Consider the following 24,948-nt stretch of genomic DNA (forward strand, 5'->3'; position numbering starts at 1 on the left):
ACCACGGAAGGCCCAGGCGGTCGACCTCCCGCGACGAGCTCCCCGATGGTCACTCCCATCCCCGGTGCCGCCAGTCGCGTCCGCGCCCAGCCTGCCACACCACCATCACCGGCGCAGCCGCCGACACATCAGCCCGGCGGGCCGACCGACAGCGCCACCCGCAACGCCAGATCCCGCACCCCGGTGAAACGGCGCACCTGCGCCAGGCGCCCCGCCCGCGCCGCCACCGCCGCCATCCGCTGCGTCGGCCGGCGCCGCCGCCGGTCGTAGCCGACCAGCGCGGCCGGCACGTCCGAGGCGCCCGCCACCGCGTCGGCAAGCGCCACCGCGTCGATCAACGCCTGGCACGCGCCCTGACCCAGATCCGGCGTCATCGCGTGCGCCGCGTCCCCCAGCAGCACGCACCGCCCCCGCACGTACGACGGCAACGGCGTCAGGTGATACACGTCGTGGTGCAGCAACCCCGCCGGATCGATCCGGTCCAGCACCGCCGGAACCGGATCGTGCCAGTCCCCGAACCAGCGCCGCAACGCCGCCAGGTCAGCCTCCGGCGGCCGGTAGCCCTCGCCCGCGGCCACCGCCGCGTACCAGTTCGTCACCCCCGGCGCCTGCGGCGTCAACCCGAACTTGCGGCCCCGACCCCAGGTCTCGCCGCCCGCCGGCACGTCGAGGGCCACCGTGCCCCGCCACGCCGTCATCCCCGAATACCGCAGCGGGTAGCGGTCACCGAACATCGCCGCCCGCGTCCCGCTGCGCAGCCCGTCCGCGCCGACCACCATGTCGTACGACCGGGACAGCGCCACCGGATCGGACACCGGCGCTCCGAACCGGACGGTGCCCGCCGGCAACGCCTCCGCCAGCACCCCGAGCAGCGCCGGACGCGACAGCAGGTGCACCCCCTCGCCGTGCCGCGCCCGGATCCGCCCCACGTCGAGCGTGGCGATCAGCGACCCGTCCGGTCGCCGCAGCGCCCCGTCCGGCTGGGCCCGCCCGCGCTCCCGCGACGCAGCACCCACCCCGAGCCGGTCCAACGCCCGCATCGCCGACGGCCAGACGCCCAGGCCGGTGCCGACCTCGGGCAACCGGTCGGCCCGCTCGAACACGCTCACCGCCCAGCCGGCCCGCAGCAGGCCGACCGCCACCGCCAACCCGCCGACACCGCCACCGACGACCGCCGCTGATCCACGCACGCACCGACCTTACTACAAACGTAGTCTTATCGACTACTGATGTAGTGTCACCGTGTGGACGACCGCCAACGCCGCATCCTCGACGCCGCCATCACCGTCCTCGGCACCCGCGGACCCCGCCACCTCACCCACCGCGCCGTCGACGAACAAGCCGAACTGCCCACCGGCTCCACCTCCAACCGCTACCGCACCCGCGACGCCCTCCTCACCGGTGTCCTGCACCGAATCCTCGACCTCGAGACCGCCGGCTGGAACCACCTCGCCCGCAGCCTCGACCCCCTCGACCGCGACACCTTCACCGCCGCCCTCGGCACCCTCGTCCACGACCTCACCACCACCGGCCGCACCCTCACCCTGGCCCGGCTGGCCATCTTCGGCGAAGCCGCCCACCAACCCACCCTCCAACAGCAGATCGCCCACAGCCAGACCAACCTGATCACCTGGGCCGCGCCCCTGCTCGCCGCCCTCGGCGCCCGCCACCCCACCACCGCCGTACGCCTGCTGCTCGCCCTCCTCGACGGCCTGCTCAACAACCAGCTCGCCAACCCCGACCCGGCGTTCGACCCCACCGCCGCGATCGCCACCGTCCTGCCGGCGATCCTCACCGCCGCACCCCGCTGACACCCGCTCAACCCTGACCGAGCAACCCCGCCAACGCCCGATGCGTACGGTTCGACCGCACCGCCGCCCGCTGCTGACCCGCCGTCACCTCGATGTACGCCTGCGACGACGCCAACGACGCGTGGCCCAGCAGCCGCATGATCTCCGCCGCGCTCGCCCCGTCCTCAGCCAGCCGCGTCGCGAACGTGTGCCGCAACGCGTGCAACCGCGCACCCCGCGGCACCCGGTCACCGATACCGGCCCGCCGGTAACAGGAGTCCACCAGGTACTGCAGCCCACCCCGCCGCAGCGGCTCACCCCGCCGGTCCACCAGCAGCGGCGAGTCCGGCCGCACACTGCGCGCACCGAACCGACGGCGCCGACTGTCCAGGTAGTCCACCAGCACCCGGTCCAGCTCCGGCTCCACCGGCACCACCCGCGGCCGCCCACCCTTGCCGGCGACGTCGAGGCGCCGCTCACCGGCCCGCCCGGCCAGCGCCGCCACCCGCAACGTCAACAGCTCCGACAGCCGCAGACCCGCGCACAGCGCCAGGGCCAGCACCGCCAGATCCCGCTGCGGCCACGGGTCCCGCTGCCGGCCGTCGGCCCGCGCGACCGCCGCGAGCAGCTCCTCCGGCGTGTCCGCGCCCCGCAGCGGCTTCGGTTGCGGCAGCGGCGCGCGGGGACGGCCCACCGCCGGCATCGGGTTGCCGCTCACCACACCGTCGGCCACCAGGAACGAGAAGAAGCTGTTCCAGGTGGACCAGGCCCGGTGGACCGACGCGGGGGAGCGGGGAGCGGCGTAACGCGCGAACGCCGCGCGCAGCACGCGGGGGGAGAGCGCGCCCAGCGGCAGGTCGTCGAGGGGAAGGGGAGGGGTCAGTTCCTCGGCGGCCAGGGCCGCCACGCCACGCAGGTCACGCCGGTACGCCTCGAGGGTGTGCGGGGAGGGCTTGCGGGTGGCCCGGTCGATCAGGAACTCCTCGATCAGCGTCCGTACCGATTCATCCCGCTTGTCATGCATAAGAGATATTATGCACGATTTTCACGTCCAGGGAAGCGGTCACCGCCACGCCCGGGCAAGTTCAGGTCCACCGCGACCGCCGCCGGTGTGCCGAACGGGGGAAAGGTGAGCGAAGGCAGGCGGAGGTGGTTACCGGCCAGGGCCCGACGCTCGTGTGCCTGCGGCACGCGGGCAGCGAACCCGCGCCGCGTGCGGCCACGGATGACAGCGCGGCGGCTCATCGAGGATGCGGCCCGCTGGGGCGGGGCGCCGTGGCGGCCACTGGGCGAGGGGTTCGTTCCTGCCCGGGAGGGGTCGCGTCTGGTCAACTTTACATAATGTCAATTATCGAATGTCCGTGACCGCCGCTTGCGCCCGCTAGACGCGCCTCGTCCGGCGCCGTTGGGGGCCGCGAGCCGGGCCGAGGCCGATGTCGGCCAGGAGGGCGTCCAGGGTGTCGATGACAGCGGTCAGCCGCCAGGAGGAGACCAGGTCGAATGCGTGCTGGCCGCCGGGCAGTTCGACGTGGACGACCGGCTGGGACGACTCGTCGCGCAGCTTGTCGGCGAGTTCGCGCGCCGGTACCGCGGAGGTGTAGTTGTCGCGGGTTCCGTGCGCGATCAGGAAGGCCGGCGCGTGCGGTGCCGGCAGCGCGAACGGGGTGGAGACGACCGTCTCCTCGGTGCCGCGGCCGTAGTAGCGGCCGTAGTAGCCGTAGAGGCAGACGGCGGCGACCGGGCGCTCGTCCGGCGATGCCCGCAGTGCGTACAGCGAGGTCAGGTGCGCCCCTGCGGAGCTGCCTGCCATCACGACCGTTGACGGGTCCGCGCCGTACTCCCCTGCGTGTGTCCTCGCCCAGGCCATCGCGGCGTGCGCGTCGGCGAGGTGTTCCTCGAAGCCTGCCTTGGGGCGGAGCCGGTAGGTCGCGCTCACGCACACCCATCCGCGCGCGGCGAGGTGGTGCAGGAGGGCTTGGCCCTCCCAGTTCTTGCTGCCCGAGAAGTAGCCGCCTCCGTGGAAGTAGACAAGCACCGGGCCGCCCGTGGGTCGGTCACGGCGTTGCAGCACGTCGAGTCGCTGGCGGCGGTGCTCGCCGTACCGCAGGTTGCGTAGGCGCTGCACGGAGCGCGGTCGGAACGGAAGTGGGGTGAGGGCGGTGCGCCACCAGCGTCGTCGGGTCAGTGTGCGGTCGATGCCGGCGGCTCGCAGTGCGGCCCGGGCAGCGGATCTGGAACGGGTTGCCCGGTGAGTCAACACGATGAGCATCACCGCGGTAGCGGCGCCGCCGGCCAGCAGGACGCCCGACAGCGCGTCGCGGCGCAGGTCCTGGGTCCATATCGCCGTGGCGGTCGAGGCGGCAAGGAGCGCCAGCACCAGGTGGGGTACTTCGTTCACGACCATGCCGGCCAGGAAGGCGGCCCGCGCCAGGGGTCGTGGTCGCGTGGGTGGGGCAAGCGCGGCGGCGGTGGCCGAGCCGAGCACGACGACGTGCGTCAGGTAGTCGTTCGGCATGGTCCTCTCCCCCTCTACAGGTGTCGAGACTGTTACTCTACACCTGTAGAGGAGGGAGGCGCGATGGCGACCGAACGGCGAACCGTGATCGCGGACGCGGCGATCCGGACCCTGGCCAGGGCCGGCGGACGTGGACTCACCCACCGGGCCGTCGACAAGGAGGCGGGGCTCCCGATCGGCTCGACCTCCTACTACCTCCGGACGCGGGCGGACCTGCTCCGGGCGGCCGTCGACCGGCTCGCCGAGCTGGACGAGGCTGCCCTCGCCCCAGCTGCCGGCGCGACGCTCGCCGCGGATCTCGCTCGGGTGACCGACCAGCTGCTCACCACCGATCGGGAGCGGCTGCTCGCGCGCTACGAGTTGGCTCTCGAGTCCGTACGACGTCCCGAGCTGCGCGAGATCCTGGCGGCGGGCACTCGCCGGGTGCGCGGTGCGATCGAGCAGCGGTTGTCCGAGCTGGGTGTGGCGACACCACGCGAGGTGGCCGACGCCGCGCTCGCTCTCGTCGACGGCCTGCTCTTCGCCGAGCTCACCGCGGTCGAGGGACAGCAACGAGGCCGTGCCGAGCTGGAGAGGGTCCTGTCCAGGCTCCTGGGCACGCGGTGACCGAGCTGCCGGGCCGGCCGCCCTTCGCGGGCGGCAGCCGGCGTGGGGTCAGCGGTTGACGTAGGTCGCGAGGTGCTCGCCGGTGAGCGTGGACCGGGCGGCGACCAGGTCCGCCGGGGTGCCCTCGAAGACGACCCGTCCGCCGTCGTGGCCGGCGCCGGGACCGAGGTCGATGATCCAGTCGGCGTGTGCCATGACCGCTTGGTGGTGCTCGATGACGATTACCGACTTGCCGGCGTCGACGAGCCGGTCGAGCAGGCCCAGCAGCTGCTCGACGTCGGCGAGGTGCAGGCCGGCGGTCGGTTCGTCGAGGATGTAGACCCCGCCCTTCTCGGCCATCCGGGTGGCCAGCTTCAGCCGCTGCCGCTCGCCGCCGGACAGCGTGGTCAGCGGCTGGCCGAGGCTGAGGTAGCCGAGGCCGACGTCGGCGAGTCGTTGCAGGATCGCGTGGGCGGCCGGGGTGCGCGCCTCGCCGGCGCCGAAGAACTCCTCCGCGTCGGTCACCGACATCGCGAGCACCTCGCTGATGTCGCGGCCGCCGAGGTGGTACTCCAGGACCGAGGCCTGGAACCGTTTGCCCTCGCACTCCTCGCACGGTGCGGCGACGCCGGCCATCATCGCCAGGTCGGTGTAGATGACGCCGGCGCCGTTGCAGGCCGGGCAGGCTCCCTCGGAGTTGGCGCTGAACAGGGCCGGCTTGACGCCGTTGGCCTTCGCGAAGGCCTTGCGGATCGGGTCGAGCAGGCCGGTGTAGGTGGCCGGGTTGCTGCGTCGGGAGCCGCGGATGGCGGTCTGGTCGACGGCCACCACCCCGTCGCGTCCGGCGACCGACCCGTGGATCAGGGAGCTCTTGCCGGACCCGGCGACTCCGGTGACGACGCAGAGCACGCCCAGCGGGATGTCGACGTCGACGTCGCGCAGGTTGTGGGTGGCGGCGCCGCGTACCGGCAGCACGCCCGAGGGTTCGCGGACGGTCGGCTTCAGGGTGGCCCGGTCGTCGAGGTGCCGGCCGGTGCGGGTGCCGCTTCGGCGCAGCCCGTCGACGGTGCCCTCGAAGACCACCTCGCCGCCGGCGGTGCCGGCGCCGGGCCCGAGGTCGACGACGTGGTCGGCGATGGCGATGGTCTCCGGCTTGTGCTCGACGACGAGGACGGTGTTGCCCTTGTCGCGCAGCCGCAGCAGCAGGGCGTTCGTCCGCGCGATGTCGTGCGGGTGCAGGCCGATGGTCGGTTCGTCGAAGACGTACGTGACGTCGGTGAGGGACGAGCCGAGGTGGCGGATCATCTTGGTGCGCTGTGCCTCGCCGCCGGACAGGGTGCCCGACGGCCGGTCGAGCGAGAGGTAGCCCAGCCCGATCTCCACGAATGAGTCGAGGGTGCGTTGCAGGGTGGCCAGCAGCGGCGCCACGGAGGGTTGGTCGAGGTCGCGGATCCAGTCGGCCAGGTCGTTGATCTGCAGGGCGCACAGGTCGGCGATGTTCCGGCCGTTGATCTTCGAGGATCGGGCCTCGCTGCTGAGCCGGGTGCCGTCGCACTCGGGGCAGGTCGTGAAGGTCACCGCCCGTTCGACGAAGGCGCGGATGTGTGGCTGGAGGGAGTCGACGTCCTTGGACAGGAAGGACTTCTGGATCTGCGGGATCAGGCCGAGGTAGGTCAGGTTGATCCCGTCGACCTTGATCTTGGTGGCCTCCTTGTGGAGGAGGTCGTGCTTTTCCTTCTTGGTGTACTCGCGGATCGGCTTGTCCGGGTCGAACCAGCCGCAGCCGCGGTAGATGCGGCCGTACCAGCCTTCCATGCTGTAGCCGGGGATCGTGAGCGCGCCCTCGTTGAGTGACTTGGTGTCGTCGTAGAGGGCGGTCAGGTCGACGTCGGTGACCGAGCCCATGCCCTCGCAGCGCGGGCACATGCCGCCGAGGCGGGTGAAGGTGGCCTTCTCGGTCTTCGTCCTGCCGGCGCCGCGTTCGACGGTGATGGCGCCGCTGGCGCGCACCGAGGGGACGTTGAACGAGTAGGCGTTGGGCGGGCCGATGTGCGGCTCGCCGAGCCGGCTGAACAGGATGCGCAGCATGGCGTTGGCGTCGGTGACGGTGCCGACGGTGGAGCGGGGGTTGGCGCCGATGCGCTCCTGGTCGACGATGATCGCGGTGGTCAGCCCGTCGAGCACGTCGACCTCGGGCCGGGCCAGTGTCGGCATGAAGCCCTGCACGAAGGCGCTGTAGGTCTCGTTGATCATCCGCTGTGACTCGGCGGCGATGGTGCCGAACACCAGCGAGCTCTTGCCGGAGCCGGACACGCCGGTGAACACGGTCAGCCGGCGCTTGGGGATCTCGACGCTGACGTCCTTGAGGTTGTTCTCGCGGGCGCCCTGCACGCGGATCAGGTCGTGGCTGTCGGCGGCGTGCGGCTGCTCGTTTGCGGTGGTGGCCATGCTCATCGTGTCTCCGTCGTCGGTGTTGGTCGTCGGCGCGCCTGCGGCACCACTCCCCCTGTCTACCGGGCGGGTCCGACGCCCGGAGGGGGCTCAGGCCAGCCAGCGGCCGTCGCGCATCAGCTCGCGGCCGGGCATTTCGTTGACCTCGCGCCACGCCTGGATGCGGCGTGGGACGACCCGGAACCAGTGGTACGGGGTGGTCAGCGTGCGCGGGTCGAAGCCGGTGCGTTCGGCGAACCGGTCGCCCGGTGGCGGCGGCAGCGCGTCGATGTCGAGGATCTCGACGTGGCCGTCGATCATGGTCACGTCGCGGGTGTCGCCCAGGCCGAGTCGGGCGGTGCGGGTGGCGGCCAGGTTGCGGCCGGTGGGGCTGTCGGTGGCGGTGGCCAGCAGCAGGGTCTCGCCGTCCCAGTCGAAGGACAGCGGCACCAGGTACGGCGTGCCGTCGGGCGAGGCGGTGGCGACCCAGACGTCGATGTCGTGGGTGAGCCGGTGCTCGGTGTCGTGGCGGCGTTGGGCGCGGGTGCGGGGGTCGGCGGTCAAGGTCAGGGTCGTTCCTGGATGCGCAGCAGGTTGCCGGAGGGGTCGCGGAACGCGCAGTCGCGGACCCCGTACGGCTGGTCGGTCGGTTCCTGGACCACCTCGGCGCCGCTGGCGGTCAGCTTGCCGAAGACGCCGTCGAGGTCGCTGGTGGCCAGGTTGACGCCGAAGTAGCTGCCCTTGGCCATCAGTTCGAGGATGGTGCGGCGTTCGTCGTCGGTGAGGCCGGGCGTGGCGGTCGGCGGGTGCAGGACGATCGACGTGTCGGGTTGGTCGGCGGGGCCGACGGTGATCCAGCGCATTCCCTGGTAGCCGACGTCGTTGCGGATCTCGAAGCCGAGGGTGTCGCGGTAGAAGGCCAGCGAGGCCTCCGGGTCGGTGTGCGGCAGGAAGCTGTGGTGGATGGTGATGTCCATGCCGGTCACGCTAGTTCGGCCCCGGCGGCGGGGGCTTCTCGATTCCTGATCGGTCTGGTGACCTGCTTGGCGACGCACGGCGGTAGGCCGGCGGCGGCGCGGGCGGCCTCGCGGCGGTAGGTGCTGGGTGACATTCCGACCAGTTCGGTGAAGCGGGTGCTGAAGGTGCCCAGGGAGGAGCAGCCGACGGCGAAGCAGACTTCGGTGACGTTCAGGTCCCCGCGGCGCAGCAGGGCCATCGCGCGCTCGATGCGTCGGGTCATCAGGTAGGAGTACGGCGATTCGCCGTAGGCGAGCCGGAACTGGCGGCTGAGGTGTCCGGCGGACATGTTGACGCCGCGGGCGAGTGCCTCGACGTCCAGCGGTTGCGCGTACTCCCGGTCCATCCGGTCGCGGACGCGGCGCAGCCGGGCGAGGTCGCGCAGGTGCTGGTCGGCGGCGGTGGCGGTCACGTGGGCGATCGTACGTCGGGTTCAGGCCGCGCGGTTCAGGGCTGGCCCATCCGGATGTTGTGGTGGATGTACTGGAAGGCGCCCATGTTGAGGGCGACCGGATGGTCGAGGGTCTCGTTGAGTGAGGACGCGAGGTTGTACCACTCCCCGACGATCTGGGCCTGGCGTTCGATTCCGTAGTCGTTCCACGGGCGGCCGTCCACGTCGAGGGCGTTGCTGACGTACGTCTCGGCGGTGCCCTTGATCTCGTTGACGGCGGCTTCGAAGGCCATCTCGGCCACGATCGGGGTGTGTTTGATCTGCCAGGCGTGGGTCAGTTCGTGGATCAGGGTCTTGCGCCAGTCCGGTTGGCGCAGCGGGTCGTCGTAGCGGTCGCTGCCGAGGCAGACGAGGATCGAGCCGTCGAGGCTCGGTACGCAGAAGGCCCGTCCGTCGCGGTCGAAGTTGGTGATCAGGATCCGGTCGAACGGGAGGGTGTCGCCGAAGACCCGGGTGGCGAGGATGCGCTCGGATTCGCGCAGCGGTCGGGCCTTGACCTGGGAGGCTGCCGCGACGCCGGCTACCGCGGCGGGGATGAGTGCGCCGGGGCCGAGGATGAGCAGCACCGCGCCGGCCACGAAGACTCCGGCGACCGCGGTGGGGTGCAGGAACGGGATCTCGGTCAGGGCGCCGAGTTCGGATCCGACCACGATGGCGGCAGCGACGAACGGCCCGACGACCACGGCGGCGGCGACAAACTCGACGACCGCGACGGCGATGTCCTCCAGGGTGCCGAGCGCACCGATGTCCTCGTAGGCCTTGGTGAAGGCGGCGGTGCCGCCGCGCAGGTCCGACCAGAACGAGCGCAGCAGCAGGTTGGTGCGTTCCTCCTGCCAGTCGAAGTCGCGGGGGGTGGCGTCGAACGTGCCGCCGACCTGGCCGCTCTTGAGGGCCGCGATGGTGATGGTGCCGTTGACTGAGCGGACGAGCACTCCGATGCGGAAGGCGTACGCGTCCAGGCCGCTGCCGTGCATGTGGCCACGGAAGGTGGAGGTGCCGTCGCTGCGGATGGTCAGTTCGGTCCAGCCGCCGAGGGCGGTGCCCGCCGGTGTGGTGATGTCCCGGCGGAACGTTCTGGATTCCGGTGGGTTCACCACGTCGAGGGTGAGGAAGAGGAGTCCTTCGTTGAGTCCGTCGCCGGCGGACCAGCGGATGCCCAGTTTCGCGTCGTCGGCAAGCGGTGCGCGCGGGTCGATGGTGATCTGGGCGGGGATGACGGTGGTGGAGGCGCCGTAGTTCAGCTCGCGGGTCACCGGGCTCATCGTCACGCCGATGGGTGGGGCGCTCGGGCACAGCGTGACGACCTTGTAGCCGCCGTGGGAGACGACCTCGACCTCGACGGTCAGGGTGGTGCCGGGGTTGGCCGTGATGGCGGTCTGGCGCAGTCGGGCGGTCACCAGTGACGCGCGTACCTCCAGGTCGAAGGGGTGCCGGCGGAACCATGTGCCGGAGAAGGCGGTGACCTCCAGCCCGACCGGGTAGGTGCCCATCGGGGCGCGCGGGTCGACGTGGACCCGTACGTCGGCGCGGACGGAGCCGGCGCGTGGAACGAAGACGGCCGGCGGTTCGATCCGCCATGTTCCGCCGTCCATGCCCAGGGCCAGCGTGGCGTCGGTGCTCGCTCCGGCTCGGCTGGTCAGGTCGATGGTGAGCGGGGCGCTGTCGCCCTGGGCGACCGAGAGCCTGGGCACGGCCGGCGTCACGAGGAGCTGGCCGATGGTGAGGGAGACCGGTACCTGAATGCGGCGCCAGGTGGTGGCCTCGATCACGAGGGTCGAGGTGACGAGTTCGGGTGGTCGGGGTTCGGTGGCGGCGAATTCGATCTCGACGGTGAGCAGGTGTCCCGCCGCGACGTCGACGGGTTGGCCGCCCTCGGCGCGGCCGGTTTCGATGTGCCGGATGTAGCCGTGCTTCGCCGCCTGCTCCCGGATGGACGGTGGGTGCGGTGGCAGTTGCTCGATCTCCTCGGGGGTCAGTGGCACCCGTTCGGGCCGGAGGGCGACCAGGCTCTTGACGCGGATGAAGGCGCTGGGGCTGGTCAGGTAGGCGACGACGGTGGCGGCGGAGCGGGCATCGTCGACCAGGACGCTGGTGGTGGTGCGTTCCCCCGGCTCGATGGAGCGGGCCAGTTCGGTCGGGATGGGTTCGTGGGCGGTTTCGGTCGGGCCGGCGGTGAGCACGGTGACGGGTACCTGGACCGGCGACCCCCCGGTGACCTCGACGACGAGGCTGGCGAGCGTGACGCCGGGCGGGCTTCCGGTGGCGGTGGTGGCGGCCAGGAAGACGGTGACGGTGCCGCCCCCGTCGACCGGGATCGGGCCGCCGCCGTCGACGCGGGCCGTCTCGGTGAGCTCCTCGACGCCTTCGCGCCGGGCGTTCTCGCGGATGGACCGCGGGATCGGGGGCAGCTCGGCGATCTCGTCCTCCGACAGCCACCGGCGCACGTATGCGGACGCGACCACAGAGGTGACCGTGATCGCGCCGTTGCCACCGTGGACGGTGGCGGTGACGGTGGCCGGGGACGGCATCCGCTCGAGCGTGACGGAGGCCGGGCAGCTGCCGCCGGGCGGTACCTTGACGCACACGGCGCTTGGCTGAGTCACCAGCATCCTGCCCCCCTCGTGGTCCGGGCCGCTCCCCCGGTGCCGCCCCGGACCAAGGTTGGCACCGGCGGGCTGTGACGGCGGCGTGAGCAGGGGCCCGTCACCTGTTCCGGCGACGGCGGGGCGAGTAGGTTACGGCGGGTCGTGGCCAGCCTGGGGCGGGAGTACGGATGTCCGGTAAGCGCCGTTCGTGGTGGGGTTGGGGCAACGTCGAGGACGCGGTGCGCGGCGCGGAGGCCGAGGCGCTGGCCGGGCGGGTGCGCGCTGTGCTGCCCGGGGTCGACCTGACCGCGCACGAGCCGCCGCCGGTGGCCGAGCTGGGTCTGCGGCCGTCGCGGGTCACGCCGCCGGCGGCGCTGGCGCGGCTGTGTTCGGTCGAGCCGGCCGACCGGGCCGCCCACGCGCACGGCAAGGCGTTCCGGGACGTGGTGCGCAACCTGCACGGCGACGTGCGGCACCCGCCGGACGTGGTGGTGCGGCCGACGTCCGAGCGGGACGTGGTGGACGTGCTGGACTGGTGCGCGCGCGACGGGGTCGCGGTGGTCCCGTACGGCGGGGGTTCGTCGGTTGTGGGCGGGGTGGAGCCGCGGGTGGACGACCGCTACCGCGGCGCGGTCAGTCTGGACCTGGGCCGGCTCGGCCGGGTGCTGGAGGTGGACGCGACGAGCCGGGCGGCGCGGGTGCAGGCCGGTGTGTTCGGTCCGGCACTGGAGGAGCAGCTGCGCGGGCACGGCCTGACGTTGCGGCACTACCCGCAGTCGTTCGAGTTCTCCACCCTGGGCGGTTGGCTGGCCACCCGGGCGGGTGGGCACTACGCGACGGTCCTGACGCACGTCGACGATCTGGTGGAGTCCCTGCGGGTGGTCACGCCGGCGGGGGTCAGCGAGTCCCGGCGGCTGCCGGCCTCGGGCGCGGGGCCCTCACCCGACCGGCTGTTCCTCGGCTCGGAGGGCGCGCTGGGTGTGATCACGGAGGCGTGGGTGCGGCTGCAGGAGCGGCCGCGCTGGCGGGGGGACGCGGCGGTGCATTTCGACGATCATGATGCGGCGGTCGCGGCGACCCGGGCGGTGGCCCAGTCCGGGCTGTACCCGAGCAACTGCCGGTTGCTGGATGCGGCGGAGGCGCTGCTGAACGCCGGCGTCGCGACCGGCGGCGGGGTGCTGGTGCTGGGCTTCGAGTCGGCCGACCACCCGGTCGACGTGGCGTTGCGGCGGGCGGTGCGGCTGTGCCGTGACCACGGTGGGACGCTGCCGGATCCGCCGCGGCACGGGGAGGTCTCCGGTACGCGGGCCGGCGGCGCGGTGGACACGTGGCGGTCGTCGTTCCTGCGGATGCCGTACCAGCGTGACGCGTTGGCCGCCCGGTCGATGATCGTGGAGACGTTCGAGACGGCCTGCACCTGGGACCGGTATCCGGCGCTGCGCGCGGCGGTGCTCGACGCGGCCGGCGCGGCGTTGGCGGAGGTCGGCGCGACCGGCGTGGTGACGTGCCGGTTCACCCACGTCTACCCGGACGGGCCGGCGCCCTACTTCGGGGTGTACGCGGCGGGACGGTGGGGTGCCACGGTGGCGCAGTGGGACCAGGTCAAGCATGCCGTGTCGGAGGCGTTGCTGGCCGCCGGCGGCACGATCACCCACCATCACGCGGTCGGCCGCGATCACCGTCGCTGGTACGACCGGCAGCGTCCGGAGCCGGTGGCGGTGGCGCTGCGGGCGGCGAAGGCGGCGCTGGATCCGTCCTGGGTGCTCAATCCCGGCGTCCTCGTCGACGCGGCGTGACGGGGCTGCTCAGGTGGGCGCTGCGAAGAGGAGGTCGAGGTGGTGGTCGAGGGCGCGCAGCGCCCGCCGCGGGGTGTACTGGCCGCCCAGCAGGTGCACACCCAGGCCTTCCATGAGCGCGAGCAGGCCGGCGGCGGCGTCGTCGGCGTGCGGGCCGGGCAGGAGACCGGCGACGAACGCGACGAGTTCGCTGTTGTCCTCGCGCAGGGCGGCGGCGGCCTGCGGGCGTACGGCGGTGTAGGCGAGGAACGCCAGTGCGACCCGTCCGTCGTCGCGGGACGCCTCGTCCAACGGCAGCAGGGCGGTGATCATGGCGCGGAGCACCTGGCGTGGTGTCGGGTGCTCGCCCAGCGCGGCCACGGCGTCGCTGATGCGGGCCTGGCTGCGGTCGCGGACGACGGACATCGCGAACGCCATCATCTCGTCCTTGGTGCGGAAGTAGTGCTGCACCATTCCGGCCGAGACGCCGGCGGCCGCCGCGACGTGGCGCAGGCTGACGGCCTCCAGGCCCTGCTGGGCGGCGACGCGCATCAGCGCGTCGGCGATGCGGGTGCGTCGCTCCTGGCGGTCCACCTTCTTGGGCATGGCGTCGATGCTGTCACGGTGCGGCCGGGGCGGTCCGGTCCGGTTCGGGGTGTGTGGTGATCGTTCCGGTGGCGCCGTCGACGGTGATCAGGTCCCCGTCGTGGAGCGCGCGGGTGGCGTCGGGGACGCTGATGACCGCCGGGATGCCGTACTCGCGGGCGACGGTGGGGCCGTGGGCCATGACCGCGCCGGTCTCGGTGACCAGGCCGCCGGCGGTGAGGAACAGCGGCGTCCAGCCGGGGTCGGTGGTGGCGGCGACGATGATGTCGCCGGGTTCGACGCGGGCGGTCGCCGGGTCGTGGACGACGCGGGCGGGGCCGGTGACCTGGCCGGGGGCGGCGCCGACCCCGCGCAGGGCGCCGTCGGCGGCGGGTGCGGCGGGCAGGACGGTCTCCAGGTCGGTGCCGTCGGACAGCAGCGCCACCGGTACCGTGCGGCGGCGCAGTTCCCGCTGGTGGGTGGCGCGGCGGGCGGTGACGGTGTCGCGGTGGTCGGCGTCGCGGTGCACGGCGTCGTTCACCTCGTCGAGGGTGAGGAACATGATGTCGTCGGGTCGTTCGAGCAGTTTCGCCTCGGCCAGGTCGGCGCCGATGAGCAGCAGTTGCCGGCGCATCTCCCGCAGCCGGTAGAGGCCGGCGAACTTGCCGGCCTCGCGCAGGCCGGCGAGGGACCGGGCGCGGCGCAGCAGGAACACCGCGGCGCGGCCGCGTACCGGCCGGCGGCGGGCGCGGGCGGTGAGGTCGCGCAGGGTGGCCTCGGCGGTGGCGGCGGCGCGGGCGAACCGCCGGTCGGGGGCCTGCTCGGGGTCGGTGACCCGCAGGTAGTTGGCGATCATGGCGAGGACGGGGGTGGGGTCCTCGTCCCAGCGGGGCACACCGAGGTCGACCTCGGCGACGCCGCGGTGGCCGTAGGTGTCGAGGAACGCGGCCAGTCCGATGTCGGGCAGGGTGTGCTGCCGGTAGCGGGCGGCGAGTTCGGGTGCGGGGGTGTCGAGCAGCAGCCGGCGGTGCGCGGCGGCGTCCTGGGCGAGCCGCCACAGCGCGAGGTCCATCTCGATTGTCACGTTGTGCGGCATGCCACCGAGGACGGTCTGGATCTCGTCGGTCGTGGCGATGCCCTTGAGCAGGTGTTCGGGCAGCGCGGAGGCGAGCATGCCGGCGGCGATCGTCCAGGTGATGTCGTCGTGGCCCGCGGCGGTGGTGTCCAGGTCGCGGACGAAGCGCAGCCGGTCGGCGGCGTGGTGCAGGTCTGCGGGTGCGGCCGAGGTGACGCGCAGCCGCTCGACGGCGGCGGTGAGGCGGGCCCGGGCGGCGTCGGGTCGGGCGAGTGCGCGCAGGATGCCGGTGGTGGCGCGGGTGGCGGTGCGCAGGGCGGATCCGTCGGCGGTGCGGGTGCGCCGGGCGGTGCGCCGCGGGGCGAAGCGGGGGTCGGCGAGAGCGTGCCGCATGACGGCCTGGGCGCGGGGTCCGAAGTCGACGGCCATGAGTTTGACAAGCCGCTTGCGGGTGACGGGGTCACGGGCGAGGTCGGTGAGGTCGCCGTAGAGGCGCCCGCCGATGTCGACGATCTCGGCGCGCACGCCGAGGGCGGCGAGCATCGCGGCGACCATGGCCTTGAGGGTGGACATGCCCATCGGAGTGGCGGGTTGCAGCATGCCCTGGACGTGGCCGAACTCCAGGTAGAGGCGGGGTTGGGGCTTGTCGGTGGGCGGGGGTGGGGGGAACAGGGTGGTGATCGGCCGGGACTGCAGCACCCAGAGGGCGCCGTCGTGGTCGATGGCCCATTCGATGTCCTGAGGACTGCCGAAATGGTCCTGCAGCCGGGTGCCGAGGGCGTGCAGGTCGGCCAGTTGGGCGGCGGTGAGGCAGCCGGTGTCGGGGTGGTCGGGGCCGTCGAGCAGGTAGCGGTCGACGGTGCTGGCGCCGTCGACGACGGCGGTGCCGAGGCCGACGGCGGCCTCGACCATCATCTGGGTGCGGCAGCCGGTCAGCGGGTTGGCGGTGAAGAGCACTCCGGCGACGGCCGGGTCGACCATGCGCTGGACGACGACGGCCATCTGGACGGTGTCGTGGTCGATGTGGTGGGCGTCGCGGTAGGCGGTGGCGCGGGGGCCGTGCAGGGAGGCCCGGCAGGCGTCGACGGCGGCCAAGAGGTCGGCGGTGCCGGTGACGTCGAGGACGGTGTCCTGCTGGCCGGCGAAGCTGGCGTGGGGCAGGTCCTCGGCGGTGGCGCTGGAGCGCACGGCGACGGCTCCGCCGCCGAGTCGGTGGTAGGCGTCGACGATCGCGTCGGCGGGCAGGGCGTCGCTGTGGGTGGTGGTGACGCAGAAGCCGGGCGGGACCCGCTCGCCGAGGCGGATCAGCTCCCCCAGGCCGGTTGCCTTGCCGCCGACGAGGTCGACCAGGTCGGTGGTGCTGTCGGGCAGGGGGATGACCGGCATGGGGAACACCTCTCTTGGCAATGCGACTGCATTGCATCCGACCGTATCCGGTTGGCGATGCGACTGCAATGCCATCGGTGTGAGGTGGGTCGCCCGAACTGGTCAGCGGCGGGTGGCCGGGACGCACCCCGTGGTAGCTGGCCGCGACCGCGCCGAAGACGCTGATCCGTCACAGGCCTCCGCCGACGCGCAGCACCGTGCCGGTGGTGTAGCTGGCCTCGGGGCTCAGCAACCAGGCGATGGCGGCGGCGACCTCGTCGGGTTCGCCGGGGCGGCCCAGCGGGATCCGGGCCGCGGCGCGCTCGGGCCGGTCGGGCTGGCCGGACAGGGCGTGGATGTCGGTGCGGATGATGCCGGGAGCCACGGCGTTGACGCGGATGCCCTGTCCGGCCAGCTCCTTGGCCAGGCCGAGGGTGAGGGTGTCGGTGGCGGCCTTCACGGCGGCGTAGTGGACGTACTCGCCGGGGCTGCCCAGGGTGGCGGCGACCGATGAGACGTTGACGATGGCGGCGCCGGCGCCCATCCGGCGCACGGCCTGCTGGGCGGCCAGGACGTAGCCGACGAGGTTGACGTCGACGACGCGCCGCAGGTCGGCCGGGTCGAGGTCGACGAACGCCCCGATGGGGCTGGTGACGCCGGCGTTGTTGACCAGGCCGGTCAGGTCGCCGAGCTGCGCGGCGGCGTCGAACAGCGCGGCCACCTGGTCGGGGTCGCGGGTGTCGGCGGGCACGGCGACGGCGCGTACCCCGGTGGCGTGCAGCTCGGCGAGCACCGTGTCGGCGGCGGCCCGGTCGCGGCGGTAGGAGAAGGCGACGTGGTGGCCGGCGTGGGCGAGCCGGCGGGCGGTGGCGGCGCCGATGCCTCGGCTGCCGCCGGTGATGACGGTGACGGGACTCAATGTGCCTCTCCCCTGGTCCGGCCGGTGCGGCGAGGTTACCGTGGCCGGCAGCATCCGGAGGGGGTGGCGCGTGTCACGGGCGTTGGTGCTCGGCGGTGGTGGGGTGACCGGGGTCGCCTGGGAATGGGGAGTGCTGGCCGGCCTCGCCGAGCGGGGCGTGGCGTTGACCGCGGCCGATCTCGTGGTGGGCACGTCGGCGGGATCGGTGGTGGGCGCGCAGCTGTGCTCCGGGATGCCGGTCCGCGAGGCGTACGAGCGTCAGTTGCGCCCGGCCGGCGGTGAGGTCGCCGCGCGGCTGGGCCTGCCGGTGCTGGCCCGGCTGGTGTGGGCCGGCGGGTTGACCCGGGACCCGGCGGTGGCGCGGGCCCGCATCGGGGCGATGGCGGTGGCGGCGCGTACGCCGTCGGAGGCGTCGCGGCGGGCGGTGATCGAGGCGCGGCTGCCCGCCCGCGACTGGCCGGCGCGGCGGCTGCTGGTCACCGCGGTGGACGTCGCGACCGGCGAGTTCGTGGTGTTCGACGCCGACGGCGGGGTGTCCCTGGTGGACGCGGTGGGCGCCAGCTGCGCGGTGCCCGGGGTGTGGCCGCCGGTCACCGTCGGGGCGCGCCGGTTCATGGACGGCGGGATGCGCTCGGCGGCGAACGCGGATCTCGCGGCGGGCGCGCAGCGGGTGGTGGTGCTGGCGCCGATGGCGGCCGCGTTCGGGCCGATGCCCCGGCTGTCGGCGCAGGTGGCGGCGTTGCGGGCGGCCGGCGCGCGGGTGGCGGTGGTGATGCCGGACGCGGCCGCGCGCGCCGCCATCGGCCGTAACGTGCTGGACCCGGCGCGGCGGGCCGGCGCCGCGCGGGCCGGGTGGGCGCAGGCGTCGGCGGTGGCCGACGAGGTGGCCGAGGTGTGGGGGTGAGCGACCGGCTGTCGCAGGCGGCTGGTATCAAGGGCTGCTGTCGGACAGGTGTACGGAAGAGGGCGTGATGGCGGGGCAGGGTTTGTCCACCGAGGAGGTGGCGGGCATCCGGGAGGCGCTTGCCGCCGGGCGCAAGCCGAAGGTCGTGTTCACCGCGTCGGCGGGTCAGATCGTGGGGCAGGTGGGCCAGGTGGTCGCGTTGACCGACCCGGAGGTCTCCGAGGAGTTCGTGGTGGTGCGGTTCGGGCGCGACGAGTTGCCCTTCTCCCCCACCGACGTGGCGGTCGCGCCGCGCGGGGCCGGCCGCCGGGCGGCGGCGGAGCCCAAGCCCGCCGAGGAGCCGGCCGAGCCGGCCGAGCCGGAGTTCGTGCTGGACAGCCCGCCGGTGCCGGCGCCGCGGCCGGCGGAGCCGGCCCGCCCGGCCGAGCCGGCGAAACCGGCGCGGCGCCCGGTGAAGGCGGCCAGGCCGAAGGGTCCCGCGGGCCTGACGGTGACCCTGGCGTACGCCGAGGGTGAGTGGACGGTGGCGGCGCAGCAGGGCACGAAGGTCCTCGCCAAGCCGTACGTGGTGAAGCCGGCCGAGGCGCTGCGGATGGTCGGGCTGGTCGACGTGCCCGGTGTGCACGAGGCGGTGGAGCAGATCCTGGCCGCCGAGCGGGCCGAGGCGGAGCGGCACGCGGAGAAGCTGCGGGCGGAGCTGGCGGAGGTGGAGGCCCGGCTGGCGGAGCTGCGCGAGGCCGGCTGAGCGGGCCGGCACCGGCCGGCCGTCCCCCGGGCGGGGAACGGCCGGTCGGTCAGACCGCCGCGGTGACGGTCGGCTCGTGGCGGACCGGGAAGTTCACCGAGTTGGCGATGAAGCACGCCCGGTGCGCGTCGGCGTGCACGGCGGTGGCCCGCTCGATCATGTCCGGGTCGGTGACGGTGACCCGCGGGCGCAGCACCACCTCGGTGAACCGACCGCCGCTCATGGTGCCGGCGGCGGTGTCGGCGTAGTCGGTGACGACCACGCCCGCCACGGCCGCGAGGTGCAGGTACCAGAGCATGTGACACTGGGCCAGCGACGCCACCAGCAGCAGTTCGGGGTTCCAGCGCGCCGGGTCACCGCGGAAGGCGGGATCGGAGCTGCCCGGGATCGGTGGCGGGCCGTCCGCGGTGACCACGTGGTCGCGGTCGTAGTCGCGGTAGCCGCTGGTGCCGGTGCCGCGGTTGCCGGCCCAGGTGACCGTCGTGCGGTAGTGGTGTTCGCGAGGCATGGGCCCAGTGTGCCTTCCCGGCCGGTGCGGGGGCGGCCCGCACCGGCCCGGCGCCGCTCAGTGCTGCGGGATGTGCGCCACGCCGATGCGCTTGCGGAACACCCAGTACGTCCAGCCCTGGTAGGCCAGCACGATCGGCGTGAACACCACCGCCACCCACGTCATGATCTTCAGGGTGTACGGGGTGGACGCGGCGTTGGTGGCGGTCAGCGTGCCGGCGGCGTCCAGGGTGGACGGCAGCACGTTCGGAAACAGCGCGGCGAACAGCGTCGCCACGGCCAGCCCGATCGCCGCGGCGGTGCCGGTGAACGCCCAGCCCTCGCGGCGTACCCGGGCGGCGGCCAGGCCACCGACCAGCGCGAGGGCGGCGGCGACGGCGAGCACGACGGCGGCCGCGCTGGAGCGGATGGTAAGCGTCCAGGTGAGGAACGCGACCGCGAGCCCGGCCGTGGCCACGCCGAGCCGCACGGCGAGCGCGCCGGCCCGCTCGCGGATGTCGCCGACGGTCTTGAGCGCCACGAACACCGCGCCGTGGGTCAGGAACAGCGCCGCGGTGGTGGCGCCGCCGAGCAGGGCGTACGGGTTGAGCAGGTCGAGCAGGCCGCCGGCGTACTCGTGGTCGGCGGTCAGCGGCACGCCGCGCAGGATGTTGGCGAACGCCACGCCCCACAGGATCGCCGGGAGCAGCGAGCCGACGAAGATGGCCGCGTCCCAGCGGCGCTTCCAGGACGCCTCGGGCCGCTTGTGGCGGTACTCGAAGGCGACGCCGCGGGCGATCAGGGCCAGCAGGATCAGCAGCAGCGGCAGGTAGAACCCGGAGAACAGGGTGGCGTACCACTCGGGGAAGGCGGCGAACATGGCGCCGCCGGCGGTGATCAGCCACACCTCGTTGCCGTCCCACACCGGGCCGATTGTGTTGATCAGGACGCGGCGTTGGCGGTCGTCGCGGCCGAGGACCGGCAGCAGCATCCCGACGCCGAAGTCGAAGCCCTCGAGGATGAAGTAGCCGGTGAACAGGACGGCGACGAGGAGAAACCAGATGGTCGTCAGTTCCACGGGATGCTCCGGTCAGTAGGCGAAGGCGAGCGGGCGCTCGGCGTCGTCGGTGTCGTCGGGTTCCGGGGCCGGGGTGAGGTCCGGGACGCCGGCCCTGGCGTACCGGATGAGCAGCTTGACCTCGACGACGGCGAGGGTGGCGTAGATGAGGGTGAAGGCGGTGAACGAGGTGAGGACCTCGGTCAGCGACACGCTGCGGGACACGCCGTCGCGGGTGAGCATCTCGCCGAAGACGATCCACGGCTGGCGGCCCATCTCGGTGAAGATCCAGCCGAAGGAGTTCGCCGCGAGGGGCAGCAGCGGCATGACCAGGCCGGCGCGCAGCAGCCACCGGCTGGTGGGGGTGCGGCCCTTGCGCTGGCTCCACAGCACCAGCAGGGCGATCGCGGCGGCCGCCAACCCGAAGCCGATCATGAAGCGGAAGCTCCAGTAGGTGACCGGGATGATCGGGGTGTAGCTGCCGGCGCCGTACTGGGCGGCGTACTGGGCCTGCAGGTCGTTGATGCCGTGCACGGTGCCGTCGAGCTCGCCGGTGCCGAGGTACGACAGCAGGTACGGGATCTTGATGGCGAACAGTTCCCGGCTGCCGTCGAGGCTGCCGATGGTGAGCACGGAGAACGAGGCGGGGCTCTCGGTGGAGTAGAGGCCCTCGGCGGCGGCCATCTTCATCGGCTGCACCTGCGTCATGATCTTGCCCTGGATGTCGCCGGTGATCACGACGGCGGCGGTGGAGACCAGGGTGACCCAGGCGCCGAACTTCGCGGCGAACCGGTAGGCCGGGGTGTCCGCGGAGCCGCGGTTGCGGATCAGGTGCCACAGGGCGACCGCGACCAGCAGCGAGCCGGCCACCAGGAACGACCCGGCGATGGTGTGCGGGAAGGTGATCATCGCGACCTTGTTGGTCAGCACCGCGACGAAGTCGGTCAGCTCGGCCCGGCCGGTCTCCGGGTTGACCCGGTAGCCGACGGGGTTCTGCATGAAGGAGTTCGCGGCGAGGATGAAGTACGCCGAGAGGTTGCTGCCGATGGCGGCGGCCCAGATGCTGGCCAGGTGCAGCCGCTTGGGCAGCCGGTCCCACCCGAAGATCCACAGGCCGATGAAGGTGGACTCGAGGAAGAAGGCGACGAGGGCCTCGATGGCCAGGGGCGCGCCGAAGATGTCGCCGACGAAGCGGGAGTAGTCGCTCCAGTTCATGCCGAACTGGAACTCCTGCACGATGCCGGTGACCACGCCCATCGCGAAGTTGATCAGGAAGAGCTTGCCGTAGAACCTGGTGAGCTTGAGGTACTTCTCGTCGCCGGTGCGGTGCCACAGCGTCTGGAGAATGGCGACCAGCACGGACAGGCCGATGGTCAGCGGTACGAAGAGGAAGTGGTAGACGGTGGTGACACCGAACTGCCAGCGGGCGACGTCCAACGCGTCCACCTGTGAACCCCCCAGGCTTGCTTACTACAAGACGTAGTAAATACTACTTCCCGTCGTAGAAGAATCGGCAGGGGCGAGGGTCCCGAACCGGCCCGGGACCAATGACCTTGGTCACCCGGCCCTCCGGCCCGGCCTCTCCCCCGCCGGCCGGCACGCGCGTGCGACCATTGCCCGCTGATGGACACCACGCACACCACCTGGCGACCGCCACTGATCTGGCGTACCGCGCAACTGCTCGCCCGGGCCGTCGTCGGCACCGTGGCCCGGCTGGAGGTCACCGGGCAGGTCCCGGCACACCTGCGTCGCGGCCCCCTCGTGCTGGCCGTCAACCACATCAGCCCGTTCGACCCGATCGTCCTCGCCGCCGCCTGCCGCGGCGTCGGCGTCGCGCCGCGGTTCATGGCCACCGGAGGACTGTTCCGCGCCCCACTGGTCGGCACGGCGATGCGCCGCGCCGGGCACATCCGGGTCGAGCGGGGCACCGACGCCGTCCACCGGGCCCTGGACGACGCCGCCGCTGCCGTGGCCGACGGCTCGGTGATCCTCGTCTACCCCGAGGGGCGCATCGGCCTGGACCCGGGCCTGTGGCCCGAGCGCGGCAAGACCGGCACCGCCCGCCTCGCCCTGGCCTGCGGCGCGCCGGTGATCCCGGTGGCCCAGTGGGGCTCCCACGAGGTCCTGCCCTACCGGGCACCCAAGGGGCTGCTGGGCGGGATCGCCCGCTCCCTGCTCCGCCGCCCCGTCGTACGGGTGCACTTCGGTGACCCGGTCGACCTGACCGACCTGCGGCACGGCACGCCCGGCGCCGCCCGCCACGCCACCGACCGGATCATCGAGGCGATCACCGACACGCTGGCGCCGCTTCGCCCCGACGAGCCGGACCGGCCCCGGCACGTCGACCCGGGCCGCCCGGTCGACACCAGCCGCTCCCACCGCCGCCGCGCCTGAACGGCCCCGACCCCTTCTGGTTCCGGCCCCCACCGGTCACCCGCCGGTCACCCGCGCGGGGCATACTGCCTCGCGTGCTGACCGGCCCGCATCCCTACCTCGACGCGCCCGCACCCCTGGCGTTCGCCCACCGCGGCGGCGCCGCCGACGGCGACGAGAACACCGCCGCGGCGTTCGCCCGGGCCATCGACCTCGGCTACCGGTACGTCGAGACCGACGTGCACGCCACCTCCGACGGGGTCGCGGTGATCTTCCACGACACCACGCTGCGCCGGGTCACCGGCGAACGCGGACGCATCGCCGACCTGCGCTGGAGCGACCTGGCGACGGTCCGGGTCGGCGGGGCCGCCGTGGTGCCGCGCCTGGACGAGGTGCTCGACGCGTGGCCGCAGGTGCGGTTCAACGTCGACGTCAAGGCCGACGGCGGTGTCGACCCGACGGTGGCGAGCGTGACCCGCGCCGGCGCGACCGACCGGGTGCTGCTGGCCTCGTTCAGCGACGCACGGCTGGCCCGCCTGCGCGCCCTCACCCAGGGACGGGTGGCCACCAGCCTCGGCATGCGCGGCGTGGCCCGGCTGCGGATGGCCTCGCTGACCGGGCGGCCGCTGCGCCTGCCCCCGTCCGTGGTCGCTGCGCAGGTGCCGGTGCGGTACGGACGGCTGCGGGTGACCGACCGGCGGTTCCTCGCCCACTGCCACCGCATCGGTCTGCAGGTGCATGTCTGGACGATCGACGAACCTGCCGAGATGCACGAGTTACTGGACCTGGGCGTGGATGGCATCATGACCGATCACGTCGGCGTGCTGCGCGACGTCTACCGCAGCCGCGGCCACTGGGCCGCCTGATCCCCGAGGACGCACCGGACATGTCCGCCACCGCCGCATCCGACGTCGACGACGTCCCCGCCCCGTCGAGCACCCGCCGGGAACGCACCGGCTGGTACTTCTACGACTGGGCGATGTCGGCGTTCTCCACCACGGTCATCACCGTGTTCCTCGGGCCGTTCCTCACCACGGTCACCGAGCTGGCCGCCGGCTGCGAGCTGGGCGCCGACACCTGCTCCGGGTACGTGTACCCGCTGGGGATCAAGGTGGCCGCCGGGTCGTACTTCCCGTACCTGGTGTCGCTGTCGGTGTTCCTCACCGTGTTCGTGCTGCCGGTCGTCGGCGCCGTGGCCGACCGGTCGGTGCACAAGAAGCGGCTGCTGGCCGCGATGGCGTTCACCGGTGCCGCCGCCACCGTGGCGATGCTGTTCGTCACCGGCGACCGGTACCTGCTCGGCGGTGCGCTGTTCCTCGTCGCCAACATCGCCTTCGGCGCCGGGGTGGTGGTCTACAACTCGTTCCTGCCGCAGCTGGGCGGCCCCGACGACCGTGACGGCATCTCCAGCCGCGGCTGGGCGCTGGGCTACCTCGGCGGTGGTCTGCTGCTCGCGCTGAACCTGGTCGCCGTGCAGAGCCTGGACAACGGCCAGCCGGAACGCACCCTCGACCTGGCCCGCTGGTCGATCGTGTCCGCCGGCCTGTGGTGGGCGCTGTTCACCCTGGTGCCGCTGCGCTGGCTGCGGGAACACCCCACGGCCGCGGCGCTGCACGGCGGCGGCAACGTGCTCACCGACGGGTTCCGGCAACTCGGGCGTACGCTACGCCAGCTCAAGGCGTACCCGTTGACGCTGTTCTTCCTGCTGGCGTTCCTGGTCTACAACGACGGCATCCAGACCGTGATCGCGCTGGCCAGCCAGTACGGCACCGAGGAGCTGCGGCTGGGGCAGAGCACCCTGATCGTGACGATCCTGCTTGTGCAGTTCCTGGCCTTCGGCGGCGCGCTGGCGCTCGGCGCGCTGGCGGCGCGCATCGGCGCGTGGAAGACCGTCCTGCTGAGCCTGGTGCTGTGGACCGGCGTGATCCTCGGCGCGTTCCGGTTGCCCGCCGAGGCCCCGCTTCCGTTCATGGCGCTCGGCGCGGCCATCGGCCTGGTGCTCGGCGGCAGCCAGGCGCTGAGCCGGTCGCTGTTCAGCCAGCTCATCCCGGCCGGGCGGGAGGGCGAGTACTACGGCTTCTACGAGATCAGCGACAAGGGCACCAGTTGGCTCGGGCCGCTGGCGTTCGGCCTGGTGTTCCAGCTCACCAACTCCTACCGGGTGGGCCTGGTCTCCCTGCTGATCTTCTTCGTCGTCGGCTTCCTGCTGCTGCTGGCGGTGCCGATGCGCCGCGCGATCGTGGCCGCCGGGAACACCCCGCCACGCGTGCTGTAGCGCGGGCGCGGCACGC

General features: G+C 73.0%; 22 protein-coding genes and 1 riboswitch. Of the genes, 8 read left to right on the plus strand and 14 right to left on the minus strand.

All coding sequences use genetic code 11. The annotated features are described in order from the left end of the window. Positions 1-3: 3 nt before the first annotated feature. Positions 4-88, minus strand: a riboswitch (ZMP/ZTP riboswitch). Positions 89-128: 40 nt separating this feature from the next. Further along, entirely contained in the window at positions 129-1,190 is a 1,062-nt protein-coding gene (locus ABTW87_RS12010) for an FAD-dependent monooxygenase (protein ID WP_350650824.1), read from the minus strand. A 54-nt stretch (positions 1,191-1,244) separates the two neighbouring features. Between ABTW87_RS12010 and ABTW87_RS12015 the strand changes: the two genes are divergently transcribed. Continuing rightward, entirely contained in the window at positions 1,245-1,811 is a 567-nt protein-coding gene (locus ABTW87_RS12015) for a TetR/AcrR family transcriptional regulator (protein WP_350650825.1), read from the plus strand. A 7-nt stretch (positions 1,812-1,818) separates the two neighbouring features. Here ABTW87_RS12015 and ABTW87_RS12020 read toward each other — a convergent pair whose 3' ends face one another. Both ABTW87_RS12020 and ABTW87_RS12025 read right to left on the minus strand, forming a co-directional pair. Continuing rightward, entirely contained in the window at positions 1,819-2,814 is a 996-nt protein-coding gene (locus tag ABTW87_RS12020) for a tyrosine-type recombinase/integrase (RefSeq protein ID WP_350650826.1), read from the minus strand. Positions 2,815-3,171: 357 nt separating this feature from the next. Next, entirely contained in the window at positions 3,172-4,305 is a 1,134-nt protein-coding gene (locus ABTW87_RS12025) for an alpha/beta hydrolase (protein WP_350650827.1), read from the minus strand. Between the two features lie 63 nt (positions 4,306-4,368). Between ABTW87_RS12025 and ABTW87_RS12030 the strand changes: the two genes are divergently transcribed. Continuing rightward, a complete protein-coding gene (locus tag ABTW87_RS12030) occupies positions 4,369-4,911 on the plus strand; it encodes a TetR/AcrR family transcriptional regulator (protein WP_350650828.1) in 543 nt (180 codons plus the stop codon). A 48-nt stretch (positions 4,912-4,959) separates the two neighbouring features. Here ABTW87_RS12030 and ABTW87_RS12035 read toward each other — a convergent pair whose 3' ends face one another. From ABTW87_RS12035 to ABTW87_RS12055, 5 genes are all read right to left on the minus strand, one after another. Continuing rightward, positions 4,960-7,344 carry an ATP-binding cassette domain-containing protein gene (locus ABTW87_RS12035; RefSeq protein ID WP_350650829.1) on the minus strand — a complete coding sequence of 795 codons (2,385 nt, stop codon included), beginning with the start codon at positions 7,342-7,344 and terminating at the stop codon, positions 4,960-4,962. Between the two features lie 87 nt (positions 7,345-7,431). Next, positions 7,432-7,884 (minus strand): pyridoxamine 5'-phosphate oxidase family protein, encoded by a 453-nt coding sequence (locus ABTW87_RS12040; RefSeq protein ID WP_350650830.1) that lies wholly within the window; start codon positions 7,882-7,884, stop codon positions 7,432-7,434. A 2-nt stretch (positions 7,885-7,886) separates the two neighbouring features. Then, positions 7,887-8,297, minus strand: coding sequence for a VOC family protein (locus ABTW87_RS12045; RefSeq protein WP_350650831.1), 411 nt, complete (start codon positions 8,295-8,297; stop codon positions 7,887-7,889). A gap of 5 nt (positions 8,298-8,302) precedes the next feature. After that, entirely contained in the window at positions 8,303-8,683 is a 381-nt protein-coding gene (locus ABTW87_RS12050) for a helix-turn-helix transcriptional regulator (RefSeq protein ID WP_350650922.1), read from the minus strand. Positions 8,684-8,784: 101 nt separating this feature from the next. Continuing rightward, entirely contained in the window at positions 8,785-11,316 is a 2,532-nt protein-coding gene (locus ABTW87_RS12055; protein WP_350650832.1) for a COG1470 family protein, read from the minus strand. Positions 11,317-11,561: 245 nt separating this feature from the next. Here ABTW87_RS12055 and ABTW87_RS12060 point away from each other — a divergent pair, with 245 nt between their 5' ends. Continuing rightward, entirely contained in the window at positions 11,562-13,169 is a 1,608-nt protein-coding gene (locus ABTW87_RS12060) for an FAD-binding oxidoreductase (RefSeq protein WP_350650833.1), read from the plus strand. Between the two features lie 9 nt (positions 13,170-13,178). On the opposite strand, the gene ABTW87_RS12065 is transcribed toward ABTW87_RS12060, so the two are convergent. The 3 genes from ABTW87_RS12065 to ABTW87_RS12075 all read right to left on the minus strand — a co-directional run bounded on the left by ABTW87_RS12065 (position 13,179) and on the right by ABTW87_RS12075 (position 17,092). Next, on the minus strand, positions 13,179-13,754 hold the full coding sequence (locus ABTW87_RS12065) for a TetR/AcrR family transcriptional regulator (protein WP_350650834.1): 576 nt from the start codon (positions 13,752-13,754) through the stop codon (positions 13,179-13,181). 13 nt (positions 13,755-13,767) lie between these two features. After that, a complete protein-coding gene (locus ABTW87_RS12070; protein ID WP_350650835.1) occupies positions 13,768-16,194 on the minus strand; it encodes a PEP/pyruvate-binding domain-containing protein in 2,427 nt (808 codons plus the stop codon). A 169-nt stretch (positions 16,195-16,363) separates the two neighbouring features. After that, on the minus strand, positions 16,364-17,092 hold the full coding sequence (locus ABTW87_RS12075; RefSeq protein ID WP_350650836.1) for an SDR family oxidoreductase: 729 nt from the start codon (positions 17,090-17,092) through the stop codon (positions 16,364-16,366). Between the two features lie 70 nt (positions 17,093-17,162). Here ABTW87_RS12075 and ABTW87_RS12080 point away from each other — a divergent pair, with 70 nt between their 5' ends. Both ABTW87_RS12080 and ABTW87_RS12085 read left to right on the plus strand, forming a co-directional pair. Beyond that, positions 17,163-17,996 carry a patatin-like phospholipase family protein gene (locus ABTW87_RS12080; RefSeq protein WP_350650837.1) on the plus strand — a complete coding sequence of 278 codons (834 nt, stop codon included), beginning with the start codon at positions 17,163-17,165 and terminating at the stop codon, positions 17,994-17,996. Between the two features lie 67 nt (positions 17,997-18,063). Further along, positions 18,064-18,741, plus strand: coding sequence for a hypothetical protein (locus ABTW87_RS12085; RefSeq protein WP_350650838.1), 678 nt, complete (start codon positions 18,064-18,066; stop codon positions 18,739-18,741). Between the two features lie 49 nt (positions 18,742-18,790). On the opposite strand, the gene ABTW87_RS12090 is transcribed toward ABTW87_RS12085, so the two are convergent. Genes ABTW87_RS12090 through ABTW87_RS12100 form a run of 3 tightly spaced genes read right to left on the minus strand, consistent with a single transcriptional unit; the run spans position 18,791 to position 21,730 of the window. Continuing rightward, positions 18,791-19,249 (minus strand): OsmC family protein, encoded by a 459-nt coding sequence (locus ABTW87_RS12090; RefSeq protein ID WP_350650839.1) that lies wholly within the window; start codon positions 19,247-19,249, stop codon positions 18,791-18,793. A 57-nt stretch (positions 19,250-19,306) separates the two neighbouring features. Beyond that, positions 19,307-20,305: a cytochrome d ubiquinol oxidase subunit II gene (gene cydB, locus ABTW87_RS12095; RefSeq protein WP_350650840.1), complete on the minus strand. Its 999-nt coding sequence runs from the start codon at positions 20,303-20,305 to the stop codon at positions 19,307-19,309. A 12-nt stretch (positions 20,306-20,317) separates the two neighbouring features. Next, complete coding sequence (locus tag ABTW87_RS12100; protein ID WP_350650841.1) at positions 20,318-21,730, minus strand: cytochrome ubiquinol oxidase subunit I; 1,413 nt, start codon at positions 21,728-21,730, stop codon at positions 20,318-20,320. A gap of 177 nt (positions 21,731-21,907) precedes the next feature. On the opposite strand from ABTW87_RS12100, the gene ABTW87_RS12105 reads away from it, so the two are divergent. The 3 genes from ABTW87_RS12105 (at position 21,908) to ABTW87_RS12115 (ending at position 24,932) form a co-directional block, all read left to right on the plus strand. After that, positions 21,908-22,678 (plus strand): lysophospholipid acyltransferase family protein, encoded by a 771-nt coding sequence (locus tag ABTW87_RS12105; protein WP_350650842.1) that lies wholly within the window; start codon positions 21,908-21,910, stop codon positions 22,676-22,678. A gap of 74 nt (positions 22,679-22,752) precedes the next feature. Continuing rightward, positions 22,753-23,523 carry a glycerophosphodiester phosphodiesterase family protein gene (locus tag ABTW87_RS12110; protein ID WP_350650843.1) on the plus strand — a complete coding sequence of 257 codons (771 nt, stop codon included), beginning with the start codon at positions 22,753-22,755 and terminating at the stop codon, positions 23,521-23,523. Positions 23,524-23,543: 20 nt separating this feature from the next. Further along, on the plus strand, positions 23,544-24,932 hold the full coding sequence (locus ABTW87_RS12115; protein ID WP_350650844.1) for an MFS transporter: 1,389 nt from the start codon (positions 23,544-23,546) through the stop codon (positions 24,930-24,932). The last annotated feature ends 16 nt before the right edge of the window (positions 24,933-24,948 follow it).

This window comes from Micromonospora sp. NPDC126480 (assembly GCF_040302465.1).
GTDB lineage: Bacteria > Actinomycetota > Actinomycetes > Mycobacteriales > Micromonosporaceae > Micromonospora.